Genomic DNA, 24329 nt, shown 5'->3' on the forward strand with positions numbered 1-24329 from the left:
GATCGCCTCCCAACCGTTGGGACGTCACCGACCACGACATCGAATTACCACACGAAAGACGACTTCGACGACGAACTCGGGTTCTGACGCTCTTTCGAACTTCGAACCCTCGCGGTCATCACTCCTCTTTCCGCCACCGGTGACCTTTTCTCGCTAATCGGCCAACGCTTCGCCATGACGTTCGTCTCGAACCTCCGAAATCGCGAGCGACTCGTCGGCACCTGGGTCGCACTGAGCGATCCGGCGATCGGCGAGATCAGCGCCCACCTCGAGTTCGACGCCGTCGTCATCGACGGCGAGCACTCGACGAACTCGATCGAGACGCTCACGGAGATCGCACGTGCAGTTGACGCGGCAGACGCCGCCGGGGCCGACGAATCCGATACCGGAACCGTCGTCCGACTCTCGGCGAACGATTCGACGGAGATCAAGCGCGTCCTCGACGCGGGCGTCGACGGCGTGATGGCACCGATGATCGACACGCCCGAGGACGCGCGGGCGCTCGTCGAGGCGACCCGCTACCCGCCCGACGGCGTCCGCGGCGTCGGCTTCGGCCGCGCCAACGAGTTCGGCCTGGCGTTTCCCGAGTACGTCGACCGGGCGAACGATGAACTCGTCACGATCGCCCAGATCGAGACCGAATCCGGCCTCGAAAACGTCGAGGAGATCGTCGCCGTCGACGGCCTCGACGGGCTGTTCGTCGGCCCGGCGGATCTCTCTGCTGCGCTCGGGCGCTTCGGCGAGACCGAGAGCGACGAGTTCCTCGCGGCCGTCGATCGGATCCTCGAAGCGGGCCACGCAGTCGACAAGCCGGTCGCGACGCTGGCGTTCGAGGACGAGGAGATCGAACGGTGGGTCGATCGCGGCTTCGACTTCGTCTTGGCCGGCGTCGACATCGATTACGTGAAATCGGGTGGGCGGCGGGCGAAGGCGGCGTTCGACGACGCGATAGCGGAGCGAGACGGGTGATCTGTACGTCTCGGGTGTGCTAGCACCTGGAGCATTTCGCGTATGCTCGTTGCGGCTTTCGTTCTATTCGTTGATATGTATTGGCTTATAGCTACTGCTGATTGGCCAAGTAGGAGGGGGTGTGCTGGTATTCTCGCGGATATTGAATCCACTCGGTGCGAGGAATAGATCAGCCACGTCCGGTAGCTGGTAGCACGGTTTCGTTATTCAGGATAGTCGGAACCGTCCGTGAAGATCCACGTTCAGTATCGGTCAAAGGTGATGAATTGAGGAGTCAATGCACCGATAGCTGTCGAGGATAGCATGCTGAAGACAGGGGGCGTATGCGGTACGGCGACTAACTTTATTTCGGCCCGTCAACGCTGAACTACCCGAAAGAGAAGGTGCTTACTGCGCACATTCAATATCGACATCTTGGAGTTTTCTACTTTAATAGAGTCTGACGGATGCGTTCTACTATTGTTTCCTCATCAGCTATTTCGACTGGTTCTTTCCCGCCGTCCCTCATCGTTTCTCTCGTGTCCTCATCATCGTCTTCTCCTTCTCCGAACATTTCGTCAGCCTCCTCACCGCCTTCTTCGACCATGTCACCAGTCTCCTCACTGCCTTCTCCAAACATCTCGTCGGTCTCCTCACTGCCTTCTCCGAACATTTCGTCGGTCTCCTCACCGCCTTCTTCCATCATCTCGCCAGTCCCCTCACTGCCTTCTTCGACCATTTCGCTCGCCTCTTCACCTCTTTCTTCGACCATCTCAGCTGTCTCCCCACCACCCTTTTCGATCATCTCGCCCGCCTCTTCGCCACTTTCTTCGACCATCTCACCGATCTGTTTACTTCCCTCTTCGATCTGATCGCCGAGTCCCTCGCTGGTCTCTCTAATTCGATTGGCGACGTTCTCCGTCGTCTCCTCCGTCTTTTCTGCTACTTTTTGACCACCCTTCTGGACTTGATCAGCCGCGCCGTGGGTCATTCCCCACGTACGGCTTTTGACCGTGTCAGTGACTCTACGACCCTGCTTTGAGGAACCATCGCCTTCGGAACTGACTTTTTCGCTTATTGAACCAAACCAATCTCGGAGCACGTAACCAAGGCCGATGAGGGTGATTACATCAATTAGCCGGGGGTGAGACCTCCCCTCTTCAGTAGTCATTCTCTCCTCATCGCTCGTCGTTCTTCTTCCGTGTCTGGTCGTCTCGTATCCGGTCGTCTCGTCTCCGGTCGTTATGTCTGGCTTATTTGACATCGATTAATAGTCTGGTTTCTGCAGACAGTAAACTTCGGCCGGCACCGGCAAGTCAAAAAAATGACGGCTGAATTGCTATTCTCCAAACAGTATGTAGCGGATAACAGAAGGTATGAAGCGCATACCAGAGATAGAAACACGCAGGTTTACTTGGTAGAAGACTGCCCGGTCTGAACACCACACAATTCTGAGAGGGTTTTTCGGTGGTCACTAAGCACCGTAGGTACCGGATCAAGGAGCGCAGTTTCAGCACTCTGGCCGAGAGTTGAAACTGCAGTACCAACGACTGCGCCGAGAACGAATCGCAGCGTCGACTGTCACAGCCGCTTGCTCACGTACGGCCCGTCCTGATGGTAGCCGAGTTTGTTCCGGTAGTACTCCCGCGCGCCGATACCAGAGATGACGCTGACCTTGTCGTAACCGGCGTCAGCCGCGAGTTCTTCCGCGCGGTTCATCAGACGGCGACCGTAGCCCTGGTGTTGGTGCTGGCCCGATTCGCTCTCTTTCCCCATCGTAACTTCGGAGCCGTAGACGTGGAGTTCGCGAATGAGGGCGGCGTTTTCGAGTTCCGGCCGAACGGGAGCGTTCGGGAACCGGAGCCGACAGAAGCCGATCAACAGATCCTGGTCGAAGTCCTCGAACGAGATGAAGTGCTCCGTGCCGCCGCAGGCGTCGTAGGTCATGACATCGAGGTCGACCTCGTTCGGTTCGGCGTCGTTCATGCCGACCTCCCGACAGCGGATGCACTCGCAGTTCCAGTCGTGGTCGTCCATTCGCTTTCGGGCTAACTGGCGGAGGTTCGACTTCCAGACCCCGGCGTCGATGTAGTCCGCCGGGATATCCCGCTGGACGCGCTGGAGTCGCGTGTAGCGCGGGATCATGTCCTTGATCTCGGCGACCAGTTCGGCGGCCTCGTCGTTGTCGAGCGGTTCGTACTCGCCCTCGTGCCACCAGTCGTAGGTCGCCGTGCCGCGGACGATCAGCGTCGGGTAGATCTTCAGGTAGTCGGGCTTCCACTGTTCCTGTTCGAAGAGCCGGCGGAAGTCCTCCAGACACATCTCCTTGCTCATTCCCGGCTGGCCGGGCATCATGTGGAAGCCGACCTTGAACGCCGAATCGCGCAGGCGCTGGTTGGCCTCGATCGAGGCCTGGACGCCGTGGCCGCGGTGCATCTCGCGGTTGATCCGCTCGTAGGTCGTCTGCACCCCGACCTCGACTTTCGTCCCGCCGAGATCGAGCATCCGGTCGATCTGTTCGGGATCGCACCAGTCGGGCTTGGTCTCGAACGTCGTCCCGATGTTCCGAACGTCTCCCGTCTCGTTCTCGGCGATCACGTCTTCCAAATAGTTGAACTCGTACTCGGCGGGGTCCTCGGCGAAGCTTTCGCCCTCCGCGGGTTCGGGCTCCTTGTCGACATCGTAGTCGTTCATCGCTTCCAGGGCGCGCTTGACGAACCACTCCTGGTAGTCGTGGCTCCGGGCGGTCATCGTCCCGCCCATCAGGATGAGTTCGACCTTGTCGATCGGGTGGCCGATCTCGCGGAGCTGTTCGAGGCGTAGCGTCACCTGGCCGTACGGATCGTAGTCGTTCTGGACGCCGCGGGCGGCGGCGGGTTCGTTGCCGGTGTAGCTCTGGGACGAAGAGAACTCCGAGTCGGGGCCGCCGGGACAGTAGAGACACTTCCCGTGCGGGCAGCGCTCGGGAGAGGTCATGATCGCGACCGGCGAGACGCCCGAGGCGGTACGGACTGGCTTGCGCTGGAGCACCGTTTCGAGGTCCTCGCGGTGTTCCTGTGGCGCGTAATCGAGGACCTCTGAATTCTTCGGGACCTTCGGTGCGGAGTGCTCCGAACAGGCCTCGAGTTTGGCCTTTTCGACCTCATCGCGTTCGATGTCGCCCGCGAGGATTCGCTCGACGAGCGTCTCACAGACCTGCTCGAACGCCTCGGTTTCAGTCGGCTCGGGGTCGGGCGTCTCGGTACTCACTATCCAACGTTCATCGGGCGGCGCGAATAAGCGTGTCGGACTCGCTACCGCTCGCTCGCGGCCATCACTCCGCGTTCGCCTGCGGTGGGAATTCCTCGTCCTCGTCGATTTCGACGAACGATGTTGCGCCGCACTGACAGCCGGTCCGCTGTCCGATCAGGAGAATCTTCCCGTCGGGCCACTTCTCGGCTGCGTAGGCCGTCCCACATTCCGAACAGACGGCAGCAACCTTCTCTGTCTTCGATTCGTGGTCATCGACATTATCCGACGAGTTCGACGACTCCTTCGACATACCGGTACTATCGGGTAGAACGTGGAAACGGATACTGCTTTGAGTTCGAGGGTGTTTATAAGATACCGCTCAATTCGACTCGTCCAGACCGCGTTTCGTCTGCTCAGTGGAGACGACCAGCGTGTTCTGTGTCAAGCTCTTGGTTGCTCGGCGCAGGCGCTGTGAAACGGCGTTCGTGGAGATATCGAGTTCGGTTGCGAGATCGCCGATCTGCGCGTCGCGCGGCACATTGAAGTAGCCCATTTCGAGACCCGTGACGAGAACGTCGCGTTGGGCGCTCGTCAGATCGTACTCGCGTTCTTTCGGTGCAGTCCCGTCGTAGATTCGTTGCAGTTCGAACGAGTACTCCTTGTCCTGAAAGTACCGTTGGAACCCCTCGAGAGCCGTCTTATCGACGAATTTGAGTTTGAAGAACCAGCGTCCGTCCGCCGCGGTCGCCTCCTGCAGGATGCCGTGTTGATCGATAATCTCGTCGACCCGCTCCTGGACCGCCTCGTCCCAATGAACGTTGAAATAGCCGATGTCGTCCTCGCTATCCAGGAACTCGAAATCGATGACGCTCTGATCGGCCTCCAGTGCAGCCGTTATGGGATCGAGTTCGGCGTTCGTCAGCCACAGAAACGGCATCACCCATTCGCGGCTGTGGGTCGCGAGCCGTTCGACCTCGATCGTCACGTCGGGCACTCGGTCGAACGTTTCTCCGAGCGCGAACGCACCCGCTGGGATCGTGAACTCGGCGATGACGCTCATGGGAGAGCAAGCGGTCGGTGCGGGATAAGCCGCGGGGTTGATATGGCAATAGTTCTCCCAGCTATGGGACGCTCTGACCGGCTTGGGTCGATCCGACCCGGATCGTGTGCGAGGGCTCCCCTGGAGCCGATCGAAAACCGCGAATTCCGGGTGAATCGTTAAGTTGGCGCTGCTGGTAGTCAAAACAGACTGAATGCCCCCGGAGCTGTCGGTCGTGCTCGCCGTAGTCACAGCGCCGTTTGCAGTTGCGGGTGTGACGCCACTGCTGATCCGATCGCTCGGCGAGAAGACGGGCTACGCCGGGGCAGCGGTCGCCGCGTTCTGTTTCGCCCTCCTCGGAACGCAGTACGGCTCCGAGGGAACCGTCGAACTGGCCTGGATTCCGTCGCTCGAGGTCGCGCTCCGGTTTTACGTCGACGGCTGGGCGTTGTTGTTCGCACTCCTCGCGAGCGGCATCGGCGCGCTCGTATTTTTGTACTCGCCGGCGTACATGCACGGCGAGTCCGGACTCGCCAGATACTACGCTGCGCTGCTCGCGTTCATGGGCTCGATCATCGGTATCGCACTCGCCGCCGACCTCATCGCGATCTTCCTCTTCTGGGAGCTCACCAGCCTCTGTTCGTTCGTGCTGATCGGCTTTCACACCGAGGACGCATCCTCGCAGTACGCCGCCCGAATGGCGATGCTCGTGACGGTCGGCGGCGGACTGTTCGTGCTCGTCGGCTTTCTCCTGCTCGCGTTCGTCGCGGGCGACGTCGTCGGTCCCGGAACGTCCGCCTTCGACCTCGCCGCAATGCTCGACCGACCCGGCGAGATGCAGACCGCGCTGCGGGAGGCGGGCCTGTTCGTTCCGGTGCTGGGGCTGCTCGCAGTCGGCGCGGCAACCAAATCCGCACAGGTGCCGCTTCACTTCTGGCTCCCCAACGCGATGGCCGCGCCCACGCCCGTCTCGGCCTTTCTCCACTCCGCGACGATGGTTAAAGTCGGCGTCTACTTCGTCGGCCGCATTCGCCCGCTGTTTGCGAGCCTCGAGTGGGTGGTGCTGTTCGCAACGCTCGGATTAGCAACGATGACGATCTGTGCCCTTCTCGCCGTCGCCGCGACGGACATCAAAGAACTGCTCGCCTACTCGACGGCGAGTCACCTCGGACTCATGATCGCCGGCTTCGGGTTCACCTCGATCCTCGGCGCGGAAACCGGCGTCTTCCACCTGTTCAACCACGCGCTCTTCAAGGCCTCCCTGTTCCTGATCGCCGGTATTATCGCTCACGAAACGGGGACGCGGCGTCTCGATGAACTCGGCGGACTCCGACACGACCTTCCCGTGACGGCATTTTTCACCGCTATCGTCGCCCTCAGCATGGGCGGTATCCCGCCGTTCAGCGGCTTCTACTCGAAGGAACTCCTCTTCGAGGCGACCGTCGAAGCGAGTCACCACCACGACCTCGGTCCGCTCGACTGGCTCTACCCGGCCGTCGCCGTCTTCGGAAGCATCTTCACCGTCCTGTACTCGCTTCGCTTCCTTGCGCTCTTTTTCGGCCGCCAGCCCGACTCGCTCGACCGCGCTCATCGGCCACCGGTTATACTGCTCGTCTCGCCCGCCGTCCTGGCCGCACTGACGGCCGTCGTCAGCATCGATCCCGAACTCGCGGTTCGGGCGATCGTGCAGGCCGGCGTCGACGCGACCGCCGTCGACCCCGGGACCCACGAGATGCACGTCGGACTCCCGACGTCATACTCGCCCGCCGTCGGGATGAGCGCCGTCGCGATCGGCAGCGGAGTCCTTGCATACCCGTTCTACGACTCCATTCACCGCAGCATCCGGTCGATCCCTCGAACGATCCCGCCGATCGGCGCGAACTGGTGGTACGACGCGATCATCGAAAGTCTCGCCGACGACGGCGCGTGGCTCGCATCACGCGTTCACAACGGCCTGCTCCGGACGTACGCCACGTGGACGCTCACCGCTACCTGCGTCCTCGCACTCGCCGGCTTCGCCGCAACGGGTACCGCCGTCCCCACCGCGCTCGCCGGCATCGACGTTCCGATCCCGGTCGCACTCGTCCTCTCCCTTGCGATCGTCGCGGGCCTCGCGGTCGTCACCGCCGACTCGCACGTCGCCGGGATCCTCACGCTCTCGATCCTCGGATTCATGATCGCCATCTTCTACATCCTCGCCAGCGCGCCCGACCTCGCACTGACCCAACTCGTCGTCGAAACGCTCGTGCTGGTGATCTTCCTGCTCGTCGTCGAAGAGATCCCGGAGTACTACCAGGTCAGTCTCGGCAGGGTCGCTCGGGACGCCGTCCTCTCCGTCCTCGTCGGCGCAACCGCGTTCATCACCGTCCTCCTCACGACCGACGCCCGACCCGCCGGCGAGAGCGCAATCGCGCGCTACTACACCGAACACGCCGTTCCCGAGGGCGGCGGACAGAACATCGTCAACGTAATCTTGGTCGACTTTCGCAGCTTCGACACGCTCGGTGAACTCGTCGTGATCGCCGTCGCCGCGATTTCGATCCTCACGCTCATTGTCATGCGCTCCCGCGGTGACGAGAGTTCAGTAGCGACCGAGGACGGGAGTGCGAACGAACCGCGCGAACGTCACGAGACTCGAGGTGAATCCGAATGACGACCGTCATCATGCGAACGACCGCTCGCATCGTCGTCCCAATCGTTCTGATCGTCGCCATCTCGCTGCTCATCGAGGGACACAATCTCCCCGGCGGCGGCTTTATCGCCGGCGTCCTCACTTCGACTGCGTTCGTGATCGTCTACATCGCGTTCGGCCTCGATTTCTTAGAGCGGGGCGTACTCGGCCGCGATGTCGATCCCGGAAAGACGCCCTCGCGCGATCGCGTCGTCGTCGCCTACCGCCGGCTGTTTACGGTCGGCCTCGCCATCGCCGTCGGCAGCGGGCTGGTCCCGCTTGCGCTTGCTCACCCCTTCCTGTCGCAGTCGTACGTCGTTCTCGAGGGCGTTCCGCTCTACCATCACCTCGAAATCGCAAGCGCGCTGGCGTTCGATCTGGGGGTCTACTGCGTCGTCGTCGGCGGCCTGCTAACGATTATTTCGGTGGTGGGTGCCGAATGAGCGCGTTCGTCCTCGCGCTCGTCGTCGGCGCACTGTTTGCGCTCGGGACGTTCCTCCTCCTCCGACGCGATCTGATCCGCGTCGTCTGGGGACTCGCCATCGTCAGCCAGGCAGCAAACGTCTACCTGCTGGCGATGGGCGGGATCGAACTCGGCGGCTTCGAGACCGTCCCGGTCCTCGCCGGCCACGGCGAGGGCGTCCCCGAGACGACCGATCCCGTCGTGCAGGCGCTCGTCCTCACGGCCATCGTCATCGGCTTTGGGATGACCGCCTTCGCGCTCGTGCTCTCCTACCGCGTCTACGAGGAACACGACACGCTCGACGCCTCCGAACTGGGTGATCGCGAGTGAACGGGATGGCGCTACAGACGCTGTCTCCCGGCGCGGAATCGACGCTCGTGATCGCTCCCATGCTGATCGTCCTCGTCGCAGCCGTCGGCACGTTGCTCCTCGGCACCCGCCCCCGCGCTCGAGCGGGCGTGAGCCTCGCGGGCGGCGCGGCCTACCTCATCGCCGTCGCAGCGATCGACTGGTACGTCGTCCTCGCGCCTGACGCCCCGGGCGCTGCAACCTATCAGGTCGGCGGGCTTCCGGCCCCCTTCGGAATCACGCTCGTCGCCGACGGACTCTCGGCGTTTATGCTGACGATGGTCGCGGTGATCGGCGTCGCCTCGCTCGTCTTCTCGATCCGGGTCCTTCCCGAACTCGATCGGCGCAGCTACTACTTTCCGCTGTTTCACTTCCTGGCGCTCGGCGTCACCGGCGCGTTCCTTACCGGCGACCTGTTCAACCTGTTCGTCTGGTTCGAGGTGATGTTGATGGCGAGTTACATCTTCGTCGCCTACTACGGCGGCCCGCAGCACACCCGCGCCGCGTTCTGGTACGTCGCGCTCAACCTGCTCGCCAGCGCCGTCTTCCTGCTCGGCGTCGGCGGCATCTACGCGACGACGGGGACGCTCAACATGGCCGATCTCGCGCGTCGACTCGCCGCGCCCGCGGCGTACGGAATCGACCCTGGCCCCGTCGTCGGTCTCCTCGGCCTCCTCCTGTCGGTGTTCGCGATCAAAGCGGGGCTCGTCCCCTTCCAGTTCTGGATCCCAACCGCCTATCGGGCCGCTCCGCCCCCGATCACCGCACTACTCGCGGGTGCGACCAAGAAGGTCGGCATCTACGCTATCATTCGGCTCTCGTTCACCGTCTTCGCGGATGCCCAGATCGGTGTCGACCTCGCCGTCCCGATCGTCGGCACGGTACTCGCTGGCGACTCGCCGCTCGCGTTCATCGGTGCCGCCCTGTTCGTCATGGGCACCGCAAGCATCCTCGTCGGCGGACTCGGTGCCGTCGGCCGAGACTCCCTCGAGGGCGTCCTCGCGTACTCGAGCATCGGTCAGGTCGGCTTCATCGCGGTTCCGGTCGCCATCGCCGCAACGACGACAGTTCCAGACGTTCGCCACATTGCGATCGTCGCCGCACTGGTGTACGCGCTCAACCACGCCCTGGCGAAGGGCATGCTCTTTCTCGCGGTTGGGGCGGTCCGAACGGCGACCGGAACGAGCCGTCTCGCCGACCTCGGCGGCCTGGCAAGCCGTTCGCCACTCCTCGCTGCGGCGTTTTTCATCGGTTCGCTCTCGCTCGTCGGCATCCCCCCGCTATCGGGATTTTTCGGTAAATTCCTCGTCTTCGACGCCGCCGCCCAGGCGGGATCACTGTCGGTGCTCGTGCTCCTCCTCGCCGGCTCGCTGTTGACGATCGCGTACGCAACGCGGGCCTGGAACCGAAGCTTCTGGGGACAACGAACGTCCGCGGTCGAAGACGCGATCGCCGACCCGGTTCAGGTGGCCGTTCTCCTCGCGCTCGCCGTGACGATCGTCGCCGTCGGCATCGGATTCGAGCCGATCTACCGATTCGCGGACGCCGCCGCGACGGCCGCCCTCGATACCGACGGCTATATCGACGCCGTCGATCCGAACCAGACGGTCTCCGGCGTGGACGGCGGCAGCGTGGACGCGGGTGCAGGTGGAGGTGGAGGCGGAGGCGAAACTGGAACGGGAACGATCAACACCACTGATGGAGGTGAAACCCCATGACCGTCCGCACCTGGCCCGTCGCCGGCATCGTCTTTGCCATCCTCTGGATCTTCGTCCGCGGCATCGAACTCGCACCCGCGGCGCTCGTCGGGCAGTTCCTGGCCGGCATCGTCGTCGGACTCCCGATCGCGTTCCTCTTCCGGCGTCTGTACGGAAAGTACACCGATCTCGGTCGGCTGGGCCGCGCCTCGCCGTACGCCGGCCGCTACCTCGCGGCCTTCTCGTGGGAACTCGTCCGTGCAAACCTCGATGTCGCCTACCGGGTCCTCTCCCCCCGAGTGAAGATCGAACCCGAAGTAATCCTGGTTCCGCTTCGCGTCCAGACCGTCGCCGGAATCACGCTCATCGCCAACAGTATCACCCTCACGCCCGGTACCGTCGCCCTGGATCACGACCCGGACGAAAACGCACTGTACGTCCACGCAATCGACGGTCGCGATCCCGAATCGATCGCCGCCCCCATCAGAACCTGGGAAAACTATGCACTGGAGATGTTCGACGAGGAACTGTCTCCGGCCGATCCGCCACCCGCGATCATCACCGGACGCGAGGACGACGACACGAACGCTGCACTCGAACGATCCCACCACGACCGAGGCGAAGACGACCATCACAACAGAATGCCCAACCGAGAGCCGAACTCCGACGACCAGCACAGCCAGACGGAGGCCGACGAGGATGAGTGACGATCCAGCCGTCCTCGAATGGACCGTTCGCACGGCGCTGATCCTCGTCAGCGGACTCTGTCTGCTCTGTGGCTATCGCGTCGTTCAGGGACCGACGACGCCCGACCGCGTCGTCGCACTGGACGCTATCGCCACGAACGTCGTCGCAATTGCCGTCCTGTTCGCACTCCAGACCGGCCGGGGGCTCTTCATTACGGTGAGTCTCGTCCTCGCCATCATCGGCTTTATCGCCACGGTCGCCGTCGCCAAATTCGTCACGGAGGGCGAGATCATCGAATGATCCGATCCGCTCTCATCATCGCCCTGATCGTCGTCGGCGTCTTCTTCCTCACCGTCGGCACGATCGGACTGCTCCGCCTCCCGAACGTCTACAACCGCATGCACGCAACGAGCAAGCCCACGACGCTTGGCACCGCCGCAATCTTCCTCGCCGGCTTCGTCTCCTTCGGTCCCGGAAACGAAGGCCTCACCTCGCTCATCGGCATCGCATTCCTCTTCCTTACCGTCCCGACCGGCGCACACATGATCGCCCGCTCCGCACACCGCAGCGGCGTCCCCTTCGAGGACAGCGTCGTCTGGCCCGACAAGTCGACGGATGAAAGCGAAGGTGAAGGTGAACTCGAGCAGTCCGAAACCGCCGACGAGTCGAGTTCAGATGCGTAACACCGTGTCGGCCCGTTGAGTGCGAGTCCGCTCGCCGTCGATTCGTCGTCGAACGGCACCGCGACGCCGTCGCTATCGGACGATGGTATCCGGAGGACGAGACTGCGTTGCGACGCGCCGTCTGGCGGTCGACGTAGTTGTTACGCGAGCGTTGCGTCGAGTGCGTCGAGTGCCGCCTTGCGAACGGCATCGCGCTCGCCCGGGAGGAACTCGATATGACCGTCCTGGCCGCCGACGACGTGGACGCCGGCGTCGGGGGCTGCCTCGGCGATGGCGTCGCCGAGGTCACGAACGTTCAGCGACTCGGTTGCGCGGACGTGGAGTTCGTCGTCGCCGAGGCCGAGGGTGACGAACGAGTCGTCCTCGCGTTCGCGTCGGTGCAGCGCATCGAGCAGGAGCGTTGTCGTCGGGAAGTTGTAGCGGTGAGTGAAGGCCGCCGTATCGAGGACGGCGACGCTGATCCCGTCGACTGATTCGGTCGTCAGGTTCTCCCGGGCGGTTTCGAGACCGGTATCGAGCTTCGCGCGGAACTGTTCGGAGACGTGGGCAGCGAGGTCGCCGTTGACGGGTCGGTCGGTCTCCTCGTCGTCACCGAAGAGGAGGTCGGCGACGAGTTCGCGTTTGTCCTTGTAGGACTGGTAGTAGGCTTCGAGTGCGATGGCCTCGCGGCGCTCGGAGATCCCGGTTTCGTCGTAGCCGGCGTCGGTGGCGAGTTCGCGGTAGGCCTCGGGGGTGTTCTCCCAGTAGCTGACGGCGGGGAGGTGTTCGAGGTCGGCGCGAACGTCGTCGTTGACCTGGGCGGCGACGGTTGCGGTGAGTGCGGTCGAGGTCACGTCCGAAACGTTCACGTCCGCGAGCGACGGTGCGACGGCGACCGAGACGGCGTCGGTGATCGCCGCGTCGGCGTTGCTGTCGTCGATGACGAGTGCGTCGGCGTCGTACAGCGAGAGCAGGTCGTAGCCGTCGACGGATTCGACGGTCGAACCGGCATCGACGAGGACGACGAGCGGGAGTTGTTCGCCGTGGCGTTCGCGGGCTTCGAGCATCGAGGTGACGTCGTCGGTTGCAGCGTCCATGTCGTAGACGCGGCCGTCGAGCGGTCGGCGCTCGAAGTAGTGGTACTCGGCGTCGTCGCGGGTGTGCTTCTCGCGGATAAGCGGGAGCACGGCGCGCTCGATGGCAGCACCGGCAACGTAGCCGTCGGCGGTGGCGGCGTGGCGAACGACGATCGGTCGGGTCTCCATGACGGCGCGGCGGATCGCGGTTGCGGCGTCGACGAGACCGTCTTCGACGGCAGCGACTGCGTCGTGGTCAGCAAGCAGCGAGACATCGTCGGGACTTGCCTCGCGTTCGAGTGCGGTCTCGAGGCGCTCCGTGACGGTCGCGCGCTCGTCGCCGTCGAGCCGTTCGAGGGTTTCGGTCTCGACCTGCAGGTCGCCGTGGTGGCGCTCGATTTCGCCTTCCAGCGCGACGACGTCGTCGACCGTCACGTCGGGATAGGCGCGAACGCCAGCTTCTTCGAAGGCGGCACACTCGACGGTGCCGGTCTCGTCGCGGAGTTCGAAGACCGTCGGGCCGCTGGTCTGGCGGGCACCCGTGATTTCGCCCTCGAGTCGGACGACGCTGCCGACCTGGTTCTCGATGGCATCGACGGTGGTTCGCTTGAGCGCCGGTTCCTCGTCGACACCGCTCTCTTCGCCTGCGGACTCCGCAGCGGGCGTCTCGTCCGTCTCGTCGGCTTCAGCATCGGCGTCGGTCGCGGGAGCCGAGGCTGCCGCGGACTCGGTCGCAACGGATCCGCTGCCGCCGGCGACGGTGTCCGTCGCGTTCGGCGTCTCCGGCGTCGGCTGGTCATCGCTCGACTCAGCCGAGTCGTCGGTGGTCTCAGCGACGTTCGAGCCGGTATCGGCCTTCGTGTCGCTTCCGGTCTCGTCCTCGAACTCCTCGGGACGGAACTCGTCGTCGGCCGTCTCGATCAGTTTGCCGCGGAACTCGCGTTCGCGCTGGCGGATCGACCAGCCCAGGTCGACGTTGCCGTTGTCCCGCACGTCGAGTACTTGGACGTAGACATCGTCGCCGGGATCCCAGTCGAGGCTTTCGAGTCGTTGGTCGAGTTCGCTTCTGTGCAACAGGCCAGTAACGTGTGATCCGATGTCGATGAAGACACCGAAGTCGGCGTAGCCGTCGACGGTGCCCCGGTAGTACCGACCGGGGGAGAGCTGGGAGGCGGACGTGCCTTCGAATTCGAAGACAGCATCCTCCTCGTGACTCTCACAGATTTCACCGTCAACGGGTACACCACAGATGATACAGTTACCCATCTACTCGCATCAAGCAGTTTCGTCCTAAAACGGTTGTCGAAATGAGTCGGGGTTGTCAGGGTGACCAGCAGCGGTTTCGTCCACTCCTGCTCCCGACTACCCGTCGGGGGCAGTACAGTAGCTCATCCGCCGGAGAACGGCCAGTACCGACCGGTCGTGGTAATACTCGATTCTGAACTCGTCCCGTCGTTCGGCCGCCGCTCTCACCAGAGAGACACCAGGACCAGGCGGATATGGCACAACACGCGGCGCAGCGTCCGATCCGGACGAGTTCAAGCGCGCCGTCGAGGCCGAAGACGAACTGCGTCCGATCGACGGCCCGGAACCGGTCGAGTGAATTCGCTGGACGGTCCCGGAACGCGAGCAGTAGCGTTCGGGTCGCAGTTACGGCCCGGATTCCGGTCGGTGCGGGGTTTCGAACGGTGATCGATGGTGGTGGTGGTGGTCGGTGAGGGCTCCGATGGCGATCGTCTCCGCTCACCGGGCACACCGACCGGAACCCGATCTTCCGCCGCGACCCGACGACGGGCGTGCAACGGCCCAGAAGGCGTTGCACGCGATTCACATTAGGTCTCGTCGGATCGGTCGGGTACGGGCGGCGCAACGCGACACCCACACGGCCCCGCAACTGCGTCCGTCGGCCCGATCATCGTCGTTCGCGTGATCGGCTCCCCGCACCGCGGGCACGTTCTGAACTCGTGGTCGGCCGCGCTATCGGAATTGTCGTGTTCGTCACCGGTGGTTTCGCGCGTGTCACCCGGATTTTCGCGCGCGGCAGTGGCATTCTTGCGTGCGTTACCGGGGTTCTCGTGCGTGTCAGTCCGGGTTTCGGTCGGTTCGGTATCCGGTTTGTCGACTCCGTCGTCGTCACTCCGGGTCATTCCTGACACCTCGTGACTCCGCCGAATTCGGACGGTAGAGACGGCAGTACGCGGACGATTTGACTCGTCAATCGTGCGGGATGTTTATATCCCGTGAGAATGTACGCAAACATGGCTTCAGCGAAGCACGCTTGGAAGCCACGCCTTGGGTGCTCTAACACCCGGGGCACTTTCGTACCCCACGTTGTGGCTTCCGTTCTAATTGGTAACTGGTAGTGACTTATATCTACCGCTGACTGTCGGGAAGGATCGCTGCGGTTACTCTCCCCGACGAGATAGAACTCGATAGTACTGGGAGTCTCCGTCTAGTGATTCACCAGCAATCAAATATCCAATTTTAATTTCTATTGGATATTAAATACGTCGTTTCCGTGGACGATTCATGGTCTCTGATAGCACAGAAGGGAGCAACGAGGATGCAGACCAGTACGACGTGACGATCTGGGAAGAGAGAACGAGGCTCGATCACCTTGCTGTTGGGGTTTCCCAGGTCATTGTTCGGTGGTGGGTTGCCCTCGCGGCTATAATTGGTGCTCTCCTTGTTGCTCACCCACTCGTGTCCATCAGGACCGAGTGAGTACAGTATCGTGGCTTATCGGTGCGTGGCTGCTTTCTCTTCTGATCGGGCTGCTCATCATCAGGTACATCCAACGGATCGATCCGACGACGCGCTCGTAGGTTACCTCTCGTACTCCGAAATCGTCCGGCGGATATCCCAGCAGGCCCACAACAGATTAGACATCGTTGACAGTAGAGATGTTCGGTTACGAGTCACCCATCTGCCCTCGAAATACTAGCAGCTACTACTTGAGAAGGGCGAGCCGCTGGCGTTCTCATGTTGAATATTTAACCTCTCGGGTAGTGTGTCTGTAGAAGATGGCTCATAGCAATGCCAGTTTGTCAACTCGAGTAGTGTTCACTGTCGCAGAAGTGGTTGGTACGGACCCTGTGGACCTCCCACCGCTCGAAAAAACAATCAGTAGTGAGGCGCTCAATAACCTCTTCCACGAAGACACATCACTTCCCGGCGCATATCTGGTCTTTCCCTACTGTGACGTTTGGGTGATGGTTCATGGCGACAGAACCGTTGATGTCTTCACGGAGTACGCAGCGACCACTGCCGTCAACGCTGTTCCTACCGATAGTGACGGGCAGCCAACTGATGATCGGATGGTTGTGCTATCCGCTCAAAATGGACGACATGCATTCGCCGACGACGAACTGGAGACGCTCCACGAAATCGTTGAGGGGGCAGACGATGCGACGGAAGCATGGGAGGACACCATCAACTATGCTGAACAGCGATAGACTCGACTCTCTCAGGGAGTGCGTCGAGGGGAGTGTCTAACGCGAACAGTTCCACCGAGAAGCTGTGAAATGTGGCGGCCAGATGCCCAGAGATACGGTATCACTACGCCACAGTTCATCAGTTTGAACGCTCTTACTCTCGAAAGATGTCCCTAGTGAATCATAACTGTAATTGTGAAACTAGCCAGATTCAGTTATGCGAGTAGATCTGCTGGGAGTAGGTCTTTCTTATGATTGTCGCAAGCACGATGAGGCCCTCAACAATCTCACTTGTATACTACAATTTCTGTTGAATTTGCCACTACCTATCGGTGTTATACATCAAATATAGTACATGTATGAGTGAGGGAACGAACACCTACTCGGTAGACAGAGCGAGTGGTTTGTCGATGAACAAACAACCTGAAACGCAATTCGAGACACGGATTAGACGACGGCCGTATCTCCGAGTAGCTGCGACAGCTGGAATCGCAAGTGCAACGCTTGGAGGAACTGGGACGGTTGCGGCACAGGACGACGCAGAGACGACGCGGCAATACAACGTCGGCCACGAGACCGAGGCAGGAAGGGAGCATGCGAGAGATGTTGCGGTGGAGGTGCACCATGAGTTCGAGGCACTAGATATTACCACGGTCAATGTTGCAGAGAGCGATCTCGATGCCCTTGGTGACCATGAGGATATCCGATTCGTTGAAGAGAACATCGAGCGGAGCCTCGATCTCCCTGACTCCGATCCTGAACACCAACTGGAAGACGAACTCGAAGCTGAGCAATGGAATCCCTGGGGCGTTGAACGAATTGGTGCCCTCGCTGCACACGAACGAGGCGAGACCGGTTGTGGCGTCCACGTTGCGGTTATCGATACCGGTATTGACCCCACGCACGAAGACTTACACGCCAACATCGGCGAGGGTGTTGCCTTCGTTGAGACTACAATCGAGAGTACTCAGGAGTGGGCTGATGACTTCGGCCACGGCACGCATGTGTCGGGAACGATTGCGGCGCTCGATAACGACATTGGAGTCGTTGGTGTGAGTCCATCCGCACGGCTCCATCCAGTGAAGGTGCTCGATAACCAAGGAACTGGAACCGATGCGGACATAGCTGCTGGTATCGAGTATGCGGCACGCAAAGGCTACGACATCGCCAATCTCAGTGTGGGCGAACCAGAGACAACGCAGACACAAACCGAGGCTGTGAAGTTCGCTTACGAGGAGGGGCTTTTGCTTGTTGCGGCGACGGGGAATGACGGCCACCCGAAGGTGGACTACCCTGCAGATCTCGATGAAGTGATCGGTGTGAGTGCGACCGCGAAAGACGATTCACTAGCACCGTTCTCGAACACGGGCCCCGAAGTGAACCTGGCCGCCCCTGGTTCCCCCGTGTTATCGACGATTCCTGGAAGTAAGTATGGAGTCATGGAGGGGACTTCGATGGCGACACCGCACGTGTCTGGCTCGGCAGCATTGCTGGCCGCACACGGCCTCTCTAACGCCGAAATCCGCGACATCCTTACCGCGTCCGCAGAAAATATCGGACTTGGGCCCGACGCAGAAGGTTCAGGGCTTGTCAACGCGAGTGCTGCCCTCAAGCGTCTCGATACGATGGAGCCAGAGGTACCATCCGAGTAGCAAATCACCGCTGATCCATGAACGTCAGTTGTGGTTCGTATTTCGGTTGCCGCACTGTCCCACGGGAACAAAGAAGGACATCGTTTTTCTCCCGAAAGAGACGTTCAATAGTGTTCTGATTTCCCTGTTTCTCGTATTGAAATCGAAGCCTGCGTTGCCGGGGTACTACCTGACGATGTCTTGCCCTCGATAAAAAACAGAGTATCGGAGACATCGTGTTTCTCGGCTATCTTTCCTGTCCCCCTCATCGCTACCCGGCGCTCAACTTCTGTATCCCTTATCAGGACCTTCCTGCTTTAACTCCCGAGTTCAACGGTCGAAGTCTACACAGTCATGCGATTCACCAGAGCCGAGCATCTACTCCGATCCGCAGTCGGGCGAGGGAGTAACGCCGATCTACGGGTGCGAAACAGCCCGCGATCAGTAGACCGTCACTATAGTAGCCACTGAAAGTCAGTCACACCCACTTGCATGACAACTGTGCGATTGGTGTGTAAACAGTTTCAGTCGTTACTATAACACGACCACGAGCACCGTTCGAATGAGATGAGGGTCGCCCCGAAGTAGTGCACCGGCTCGAATGGGACTTTCAGCTGCTGCCGACAAAAATCGATTTTTGTCGTCGATTCCGCACACCAAGCGCACTACTCGAAGACCGCCGAGTTCTCCTCGAGTTCGTCGAGATCGGCGAGGAGTTCCTCGACGTCCTCGGGGAACAGCGAGACCTGAATCTCGTTGCCGTCGGCGTCGTCGAAGACGAGTTTGACGCGCTTGTCGCCGAACTCGCGGGCCTCGGCGGATTCGACGTCGAACAGTTTGATCGTGGCTTCCTTGTTGTTGGGGCCGACGTTCTTGATCGCGCCGTCGTTGAGCTCTACCATGAAGTCCTCGAGCGTCAGTGAGAGCATACCCTCCGTACGGGGGCCGGATAAAAAACGCCACGGCATTGCGGTCGTCCGGTGAACTCGTCCGGTCCTGGTCGTCCCGCGAGACGAAACGCGGTCAGCCCCGTGCAATCGTGGGACTCAAACCGGAACCGAGGCCGCCCCAAAACGGGGCCACCACGGACAGTTCCCGCCCATCGGTTCCGGATGCCGGATCGCATCGGCCCGCTTCGAGTCGTGATCCGCACCGTGCGGAGCACTCCGAGGGCCGAACCGCATGCAGGGTGTGTCAGCGTGCGTGCGGCCGGCTATAATTTCGACTGGTGACGAATAAATACTGGTGATCGTTCACAGCATTGAACCGCGGCCCGGCACCGGGCCGAAAGACAGTGCAGCTAGCTGTCCTCCCGTCGGCTTGCTCCTCCCAGTTCCCTCCCAGCGGCTTGCCCTACGGCTCCCGGCAGCCGCCCGCCGCCAGCGGACCCCGCCCCACCCAGTTTTAAGTCGCTCACGACGAACCAACCGAACGCTATGGAACTCATCTGGCACGGCCACTCGACCTGGCACGTCACCGTCGGTGAGACCGACTTGCTGATCGATCCGTTCTTCGACAACCCGAAGACCGATCTTGAGCCGTCGGACATCGACACACCCGACTACGTGTTGCTCACCCACGGTCATGCCGACCACATCGCCCACGCCGGCGAGTTCAGCGAGGCGACGCTCGTCGGGACACCTGAACTCGTCTCCTACTGCGAGGACGAGTTCGGCTTCGAGGATGCGGTCGGCGGGATGGGGATGAACCTCGGGGGAACCGTCGAGTGCGGAGACGCGTTCGTCACGATGGTCCGTGCCGATCACACGAACGGGATCATGACCGAGAACGATGCGAGCGGCGGGATGCCGGCCGGATTCGTGATTTCGGATACGAAGCCGACGCAGGGTACAGATAACGAGTCGACCACCTTCTACCACGCCGGCGACACCTCGCTCATGACCGAGATGCGCGAGGTCATCGGCCCCCATCTCGAACCGGACGCCGCCGCCGTGCCGATCGGCGATCACTTCACGATGGGGCCGTGGCAAGCCGCCGTCGCCGTCGACTGGCTCGACGTCGACCACGCCTTCCCGCAGCACTACGACACCTTCCCGCCGATCGAACAGGATACGGACGACTTCGAGCGCGAAGTCCGGGCGACGGGCAGCGACGCGGACGTTCACGCGCTCGTGGCCGGCGAGCCGTTCGAACTCGAGGGCTAACCGCTTTCTTCGCGTTCCTTTTGTCACGGAGACGAACGCTACTGCGTACGAGAGCAACGTTTACAGCGCCGGCTGTGGATGGCACGATTGCTATGTCGAAACAGGCGACGACGATCTCCGAAGAAGGCTACAGCGCGACGAACGAGGTCCGCGAGTTCGAGACGACGATCGATTCGAACGGCGAGGAGGCTCCCGATACGCTCGAATCGCTGCTCGCGGCCTACGGGTCCTGTTACGTCCCCGCACTGCGAGTCGGCGGCCAACAGCGCGGGGCCGAGGACCTCGGACGGATCGAGATCGATTCGGAGGGCGAACTCAACGACGACGACAAACTCGAATCGATCACGTTCGATATTCGCGTCGAGGCCGAGGTCGACGACGAGACGGGCGAGGAGATCATCGAGCGCGCGTTCGAACTCTGCAAGGTCCACGACGCCCTGAAAGAGAGCCTGCACGCGGACGCGAGCATCGAGGGCGACGCGTTCTGAGCGGGTCGACTGTGGTTGTGAGTTGCGGGCTGCCCCTGTCGGTTGCGGTCTCAGGCGGTGGTCACTGATCGCCCGTCGTTCGCTCGTTGCTCGTTGCTCGTCGCACACCGGTCCGAACTCCCGCTTCGATCACAGCGCACTGACGCCAAACGAGAATGTCATCACTTCGCACTGGGCGGCCCGCAAAACGCGTCTTGGTAGTGATCGCCGTCGTCGGACTGGTCACCCTCGCGGGCTGTGGCGGTGGCTTCGGTCTCGGCGACACCGACCAGGAGCAAGACGACGGCGAGCGCGACTCCGAGGCCGCCCCGACGGCCGTCGACGGTGAACTCGAGATCCATCACATCGACGTCGGGCAGGGGGATTCGACGCTGCTCGTCACCCCCGAAAACGAGACCGTGCTGATCGATACGGGCGACTGGCCGGCGGACGGACGGGAGATCATCGACTACCTCGACGCCCGCGGAATCGACCGTATCGACCACCTCGTCGCGACGCACGCCCACGCCGACCACATCGGCGGGCACGCGGGCGTCATCGAGCACCTCGAGGAAAACGGCGACGGCGTCGGTGCGGCCTACGACTCCGGGGTCGCACACACGAGCGCGACGTACGACAACTACCTCGACGCGATCGAGGAACACGATGTCGACCTGTTCGAAGTCGTCGAGGGGGATACGCTCCCGCTCGAAAGCGAGGCGACCGAGATAACCGTGTTGAACCCGCCGGCGGACCACTCCGGCGACGAAATCGATCCGAACGGCGTCGTCCTCACTGTCGAGTTCGGTGAGTTCAGCTATCTGACGACCGGCGATATCGGGGCGGAGACGGAAGCGCGGCTGGTCGACGCACACGGTGACGCCCTCGATGTCGCCGTCTACCAGGCGGGTCATCACGGGTCGTCGACCTCCTCGACCGATCCGTTCCTCGACGCCGTCGCCCCCGAAACGGCGATCATCTCGAGCGCGCTCGACTCGCAGTACGGGCATCCGCACGACGAGGTACTCGAGGCCTTCGCCGAGCGCGATATCGAGACCTACTGGACGGGCGTCCACGGGGCCGTCGTGTTCCGGACCGACGGCGAGCAGGAGTCTGTTACGCCGGAGACAGAGGTCTCAACCGATCCGTCGGTGTTGCTCGACCGGAAACACGAGACGAACGAGCAGGCGGCCCTCGAACGACGGTCCGGTGCGGCTTCGACGCGAGTGCAGTCCGTCGCGACGGGACCCGGGGCGGTCGAATCGACCGCGGACGGGTCCCGGACGACACCGCCGATTGATACGCTCTCGGTTCCTACGTCACAACACCCATGAGTTCCCGAGCGACCTACACCGCCGTCCTCGACCGTGTCGTCGACGGCGAAACGGCCGTCTTGCTGCTCGAAGACGGCGGCGACCCCGTCGCCGAAGTCACGCTCCCCCTCGACCGGGTACCGGCGGCCGGACAGCACGACGGTGCGGTTTTCGAGGTGACCGTCGACGAGACGACCGGCGGCGAAACGACCGACGAGGTGAACTCGGTACTCGACCTCGAGTACCGCGAGGACGAGGAGAACGCGCGACGCGAGCAAACGCAGGATCGGTTCGACCGGCTGTCGGAGCGCCTTTCGGAGGAGTAGCTGCGTGCAGATGGGCGGACGCTGAATCGACGATAGTATCAAAGCCGACGCTCTACGGGACGCGGACATCGGTTACAGCCATCGAAAAGCCGGGTAGGGGTAGAGTGGGTGTGGTGGGTGGTGGGTGCCGGGTATGCGGGAGTCGTGAATCCACTTGGCCCGTAACGGGAGGGCAGGGATCTCACAGCAGCGGTGCACTGGCAGTGGGGGGCCAGTTCGCCCGCTGTATCTCATACATCGCGTGCCGTCATCTTAGCCGTGATGCCAAACCACATTGGACCGAATACAGTCACCAAGACACACATTCAAGACCGTTCGCGAGACACCCCCGCACATGTTACGCTCGTTCAACGGGACGGCCCCGCGCGTTGCTGACTCGGCCTACGTCGATGACACCGCGGTCGTCATCGGCGATGTCGTCATCGAAGCCGACGCGAGCATCTGGCCGAACACCACGCTTCGAGGCGATCACGGCACGATCGTCGTCGGCGAACGCGCAAACGTTCAGGATAACGCCGTCCTTCACGAGGAGGCTGAACTCGAACCCGCCGCCACGGTCGGCCACAGCGCGATCGTCCACGACGCCACCGTCGCCGAGGGCGCACTGATCGGCATGAACGCGGTCGTTCTCGACGGCGCACACGTCGGCGAGGGAGCCGTCGTCGCCGCCGGCAGCGTCGTCACCGAAGGAACCGAGATCCCGCCGGCCACGCTCGTCGCCGGGACGCCCGCCGAACAGAAGGGCGAGGTCGACGATCCTGAACTCGCGGCCACGGCGGACCACTACGTGACGCTCGCGACGCAGTACGCCGACACCGCCGAGCGGATCGATTGAACTGCCTCAAAATCGGAGGGAAACGCTGATACAACTACCGTCCGAATCCTCGCGCATGAGCAACACGTCCTGGACCGATCGCATCGTCGGCGAGCGAATGACCGTCGATCAGGAGTTCTCCTCGCAGATCGCGAGTTCGCGATTCTCGAATCAGCAGTGGAGTCTGATCATGACCGCGACGGAGTTCGAGATCGAACACCCCGACGACCCCGACCGGGCGCAGCTCGTCGCAGATACGGACAAGCTCGAACAGATCATTCCCGAACTCGACAACGTCCAGTCGGGGATGGGGGCGATGGCTGGGGTGGGCGGCTCCGGTAGCGGCGGTAGCGGCGGTTCGGGTTCCGGTGGACTCGTCGACTCGATCAAGGGCGCACTCGGGATGGGCGGCGGCGCGGACGATCACGCCGAGAAACGCGAGGCGGCCGAACGGCTGACCCAGGCCTACGCCGACGAATTGCAGTCTCACCTCGAATCGAAGGGACGCTGGGAGTCCGTTCGCGAGGCTGCTGTCGTGACGAGCGAGGGCGATACCGGAAGCGAATAGCTAACGACCCTCGCTGCTCTCTCAGTCGTTTGTATCGTCCTGTCGTCGTTCAACCATCTGTCCGGACGTGCATCGCACGCCGATGCCGTCGCGCCCGAACGCGCAGACGGACATACGGACTGCTGTCAGTCAGTTCCGGCGCAACCGCAGAACGGCTGCGCGTGCGCCGGGAAATCGGTCCAGCGGGCCGTCTCAGTCGCCCGCGTGGAACAGCGTATACTCGCTCGTCTCGTAGATGTTGATGAGTTCCATGATCAACTCGTCGTTCGACTCGCCCTCGATGCGCAGTCCGTCCAGCCGTTCGATCGTTTTCTCGTCGAGTTCAACTTGTGGCACGTGTCCACACACGACATCAGCGGGCAAAAACATCGCGGGCTGCCGGATGCGCTCTCGGCAAACGCACCAGAATCCCACAGCACCTTTACGGTCGCTCCTCGACGTAGGAGTATGGCAGATACAACCGATGTCGAGACGACGACCATCTCGATCAGCGCCGGCGACGACACCGCAGACGAAGTCACAGTCCCTACCGGACTCCTCGATCTCGTCGCGGAGGGCGACCAGACCGCAGCCGAAACGGTCGGCGACGTGACGCTGCTCTCGTTCGCCAGCCGCGCCCACCACATCGTCCACCACGGCGAGGAAACCGATCCCGAACTCGACGCCCAGGAAGAGCGCATCATGGAACTCTTCGAGGAGCGCTTCGGCGTGACCTTCGGCGAGGCGACCGGCCACCAGCACTGACTCGGCGCGGTTTTTCGTCGCTTCTCGAAACGGCGCGAGTCACCG

26 protein-coding genes are annotated in these 24329 nt (G+C 62.1%); 18 read left to right on the plus strand and 8 right to left on the minus strand.

The window, feature by feature from the left end; translation table 11 throughout:
- Window positions 1-174 precede the first annotated feature (174 nt).
- Window positions 175-969, plus strand: coding sequence for an HpcH/HpaI aldolase family protein (locus C481_RS05605; protein WP_006108155.1), 795 nt, complete (start codon window positions 175-177; stop codon window positions 967-969).
- Between the two features lie 424 nt (window positions 970-1393).
- Here the strand turns inward: C481_RS05605 and C481_RS05610 are convergent, their stop codons facing one another.
- The 4 genes from C481_RS05610 to C481_RS05625 form a co-directional block, all read right to left on the minus strand.
- Window positions 1394-2212, minus strand: a complete 819-nt coding sequence (locus tag C481_RS05610) for a hypothetical protein (protein WP_241434655.1) — start codon at window positions 2210-2212, stop codon at window positions 1394-1396.
- 317 nt (window positions 2213-2529) lie between these two features.
- Window positions 2530-4197, minus strand: coding sequence for a tRNA uridine(34) 5-carboxymethylaminomethyl modification radical SAM/GNAT enzyme Elp3 (locus C481_RS05615; RefSeq protein WP_006108157.1), 1668 nt, complete (start codon window positions 4195-4197; stop codon window positions 2530-2532).
- Window positions 4198-4261: 64 nt separating this feature from the next.
- Entirely contained in the window at window positions 4262-4489 is a 228-nt protein-coding gene (locus tag C481_RS05620; RefSeq protein WP_006108158.1) for a hypothetical protein, read from the minus strand.
- Window positions 4490-4558: 69 nt separating this feature from the next.
- Window positions 4559-5239, minus strand: coding sequence for a helix-turn-helix domain-containing protein (locus tag C481_RS05625; protein WP_006108159.1), 681 nt, complete (start codon window positions 5237-5239; stop codon window positions 4559-4561).
- A gap of 193 nt (window positions 5240-5432) precedes the next feature.
- On the opposite strand from C481_RS05625, the gene mbhE reads away from it, so the two are divergent.
- The 7 genes from mbhE to mnhG are packed head-to-tail and all read left to right on the plus strand — an operon-like array spanning window position 5433 to window position 11767.
- Window positions 5433-7871 (plus strand): hydrogen gas-evolving membrane-bound hydrogenase subunit E, encoded by a 2439-nt coding sequence (gene mbhE, locus C481_RS05630; protein WP_006108160.1) that lies wholly within the window; start codon window positions 5433-5435, stop codon window positions 7869-7871.
- Window positions 7868-8332, plus strand: a complete 465-nt coding sequence (locus C481_RS05635; RefSeq protein WP_006108161.1) for an MnhB domain-containing protein — start codon at window positions 7868-7870, stop codon at window positions 8330-8332. The genes mbhE and C481_RS05635 overlap by 4 nt, the downstream gene beginning before the upstream one ends.
- Entirely contained in the window at window positions 8329-8682 is a 354-nt protein-coding gene (locus C481_RS05640) for a sodium:proton antiporter (RefSeq protein WP_006108162.1), read from the plus strand. Before C481_RS05635 ends, C481_RS05640 begins: the two co-directional genes overlap by 4 nt.
- 5 nt (window positions 8683-8687) lie before the next feature.
- Window positions 8688-10418 carry a Na+/H+ antiporter subunit D gene (locus tag C481_RS05645; RefSeq protein WP_006108163.1) on the plus strand — a complete coding sequence of 577 codons (1731 nt, stop codon included), beginning with the start codon at window positions 8688-8690 and terminating at the stop codon, window positions 10416-10418.
- The gene (locus C481_RS05650) at window positions 10415-11104 is read left to right on the plus strand and encodes a Na+/H+ antiporter subunit E (protein ID WP_006108164.1); all 690 of its coding nucleotides are present in this window, start codon (window positions 10415-10417) and stop codon (window positions 11102-11104) included. The genes C481_RS05645 and C481_RS05650 overlap by 4 nt, the downstream gene beginning before the upstream one ends.
- Window positions 11097-11384: a monovalent cation/H+ antiporter complex subunit F gene (locus C481_RS05655; protein ID WP_006108165.1), complete on the plus strand. Its 288-nt coding sequence runs from the start codon at window positions 11097-11099 to the stop codon at window positions 11382-11384. The genes C481_RS05650 and C481_RS05655 overlap by 8 nt, the downstream gene beginning before the upstream one ends.
- A complete protein-coding gene (mnhG, locus tag C481_RS05660) occupies window positions 11381-11767 on the plus strand; it encodes a monovalent cation/H(+) antiporter subunit G (RefSeq protein ID WP_006108166.1) in 387 nt (128 codons plus the stop codon). The genes C481_RS05655 and mnhG overlap by 4 nt, the downstream gene beginning before the upstream one ends.
- A gap of 140 nt (window positions 11768-11907) precedes the next feature.
- Here mnhG and C481_RS05665 read toward each other — a convergent pair whose 3' ends face one another.
- Together C481_RS05665 and C481_RS05670 are read right to left on the minus strand one after the other, a co-directional pair.
- Window positions 11908-14088 carry a DHH family phosphoesterase gene (locus C481_RS05665; RefSeq protein ID WP_006108167.1) on the minus strand — a complete coding sequence of 727 codons (2181 nt, stop codon included), beginning with the start codon at window positions 14086-14088 and terminating at the stop codon, window positions 11908-11910.
- A 566-nt stretch (window positions 14089-14654) separates the two neighbouring features.
- A complete protein-coding gene (locus tag C481_RS05670) occupies window positions 14655-14969 on the minus strand; it encodes a hypothetical protein (protein ID WP_006108168.1) in 315 nt (104 codons plus the stop codon).
- 382 nt (window positions 14970-15351) lie between these two features.
- Between C481_RS05670 and C481_RS05675 the strand changes: the two genes are divergently transcribed.
- From C481_RS05675 to C481_RS05685, 3 genes are all read left to right on the plus strand, one after another.
- Window positions 15352-15546, plus strand: a complete 195-nt coding sequence (locus tag C481_RS05675) for a hypothetical protein (RefSeq protein ID WP_006108169.1) — start codon at window positions 15352-15354, stop codon at window positions 15544-15546.
- Between the two features lie 299 nt (window positions 15547-15845).
- Window positions 15846-16277: a HalOD1 output domain-containing protein gene (locus C481_RS05680; protein WP_161605623.1), complete on the plus strand. Its 432-nt coding sequence runs from the start codon at window positions 15846-15848 to the stop codon at window positions 16275-16277.
- Window positions 16278-16615: 338 nt separating this feature from the next.
- The gene (locus tag C481_RS05685) at window positions 16616-17908 is read left to right on the plus strand and encodes a S8 family peptidase (protein ID WP_006108171.1); all 1293 of its coding nucleotides are present in this window, start codon (window positions 16616-16618) and stop codon (window positions 17906-17908) included.
- 644 nt (window positions 17909-18552) lie between these two features.
- On the opposite strand, the gene C481_RS05690 is transcribed toward C481_RS05685, so the two are convergent.
- Window positions 18553-18816 (minus strand): hypothetical protein, encoded by a 264-nt coding sequence (locus C481_RS05690; protein WP_006108172.1) that lies wholly within the window; start codon window positions 18814-18816, stop codon window positions 18553-18555.
- A gap of 507 nt (window positions 18817-19323) precedes the next feature.
- Between C481_RS05690 and C481_RS05695 the strand changes: the two genes are divergently transcribed.
- The 6 genes from C481_RS05695 to C481_RS05720 all read left to right on the plus strand — a co-directional run bounded on the left by C481_RS05695 (window position 19324) and on the right by C481_RS05720 (window position 23540).
- Window positions 19324-20052, plus strand: a complete 729-nt coding sequence (locus C481_RS05695) for a metal-dependent hydrolase (protein ID WP_006108173.1) — start codon at window positions 19324-19326, stop codon at window positions 20050-20052.
- A gap of 92 nt (window positions 20053-20144) precedes the next feature.
- Window positions 20145-20540 (plus strand): OsmC family protein, encoded by a 396-nt coding sequence (locus tag C481_RS05700; RefSeq protein WP_006108174.1) that lies wholly within the window; start codon window positions 20145-20147, stop codon window positions 20538-20540.
- A gap of 155 nt (window positions 20541-20695) precedes the next feature.
- Complete coding sequence (locus C481_RS05705) at window positions 20696-21853, plus strand: ComEC/Rec2 family competence protein (RefSeq protein WP_049904451.1); 1158 nt, start codon at window positions 20696-20698, stop codon at window positions 21851-21853.
- Window positions 21850-22158 carry a DUF3006 domain-containing protein gene (locus C481_RS05710; protein ID WP_006108176.1) on the plus strand — a complete coding sequence of 103 codons (309 nt, stop codon included), beginning with the start codon at window positions 21850-21852 and terminating at the stop codon, window positions 22156-22158. The genes C481_RS05705 and C481_RS05710 overlap by 4 nt, the downstream gene beginning before the upstream one ends.
- A 334-nt stretch (window positions 22159-22492) precedes the next feature.
- A complete protein-coding gene (locus C481_RS05715; RefSeq protein ID WP_006108177.1) occupies window positions 22493-22993 on the plus strand; it encodes a gamma carbonic anhydrase family protein in 501 nt (166 codons plus the stop codon).
- 55 nt (window positions 22994-23048) lie between these two features.
- Complete coding sequence (locus C481_RS05720; RefSeq protein WP_006108178.1) at window positions 23049-23540, plus strand: DUF5799 family protein; 492 nt, start codon at window positions 23049-23051, stop codon at window positions 23538-23540.
- Between the two features lie 192 nt (window positions 23541-23732).
- Here the strand turns inward: C481_RS05720 and C481_RS22115 are convergent, their stop codons facing one another.
- Complete coding sequence (locus C481_RS22115) at window positions 23733-23876, minus strand: DUF7557 family protein (RefSeq protein WP_006108179.1); 144 nt, start codon at window positions 23874-23876, stop codon at window positions 23733-23735.
- A 111-nt stretch (window positions 23877-23987) separates the two neighbouring features.
- Here C481_RS22115 and C481_RS05725 point away from each other — a divergent pair, with 111 nt between their 5' ends.
- Window positions 23988-24284, plus strand: coding sequence for a DUF7545 family protein (locus tag C481_RS05725; protein WP_006108180.1), 297 nt, complete (start codon window positions 23988-23990; stop codon window positions 24282-24284).
- Window positions 24285-24329 lie beyond the last annotated feature (45 nt).

Source organism: Natrialba asiatica DSM 12278 (assembly GCF_000337555.1).
Lineage (GTDB): Archaea > Halobacteriota > Halobacteria > Halobacteriales > Natrialbaceae > Natrialba > Natrialba asiatica.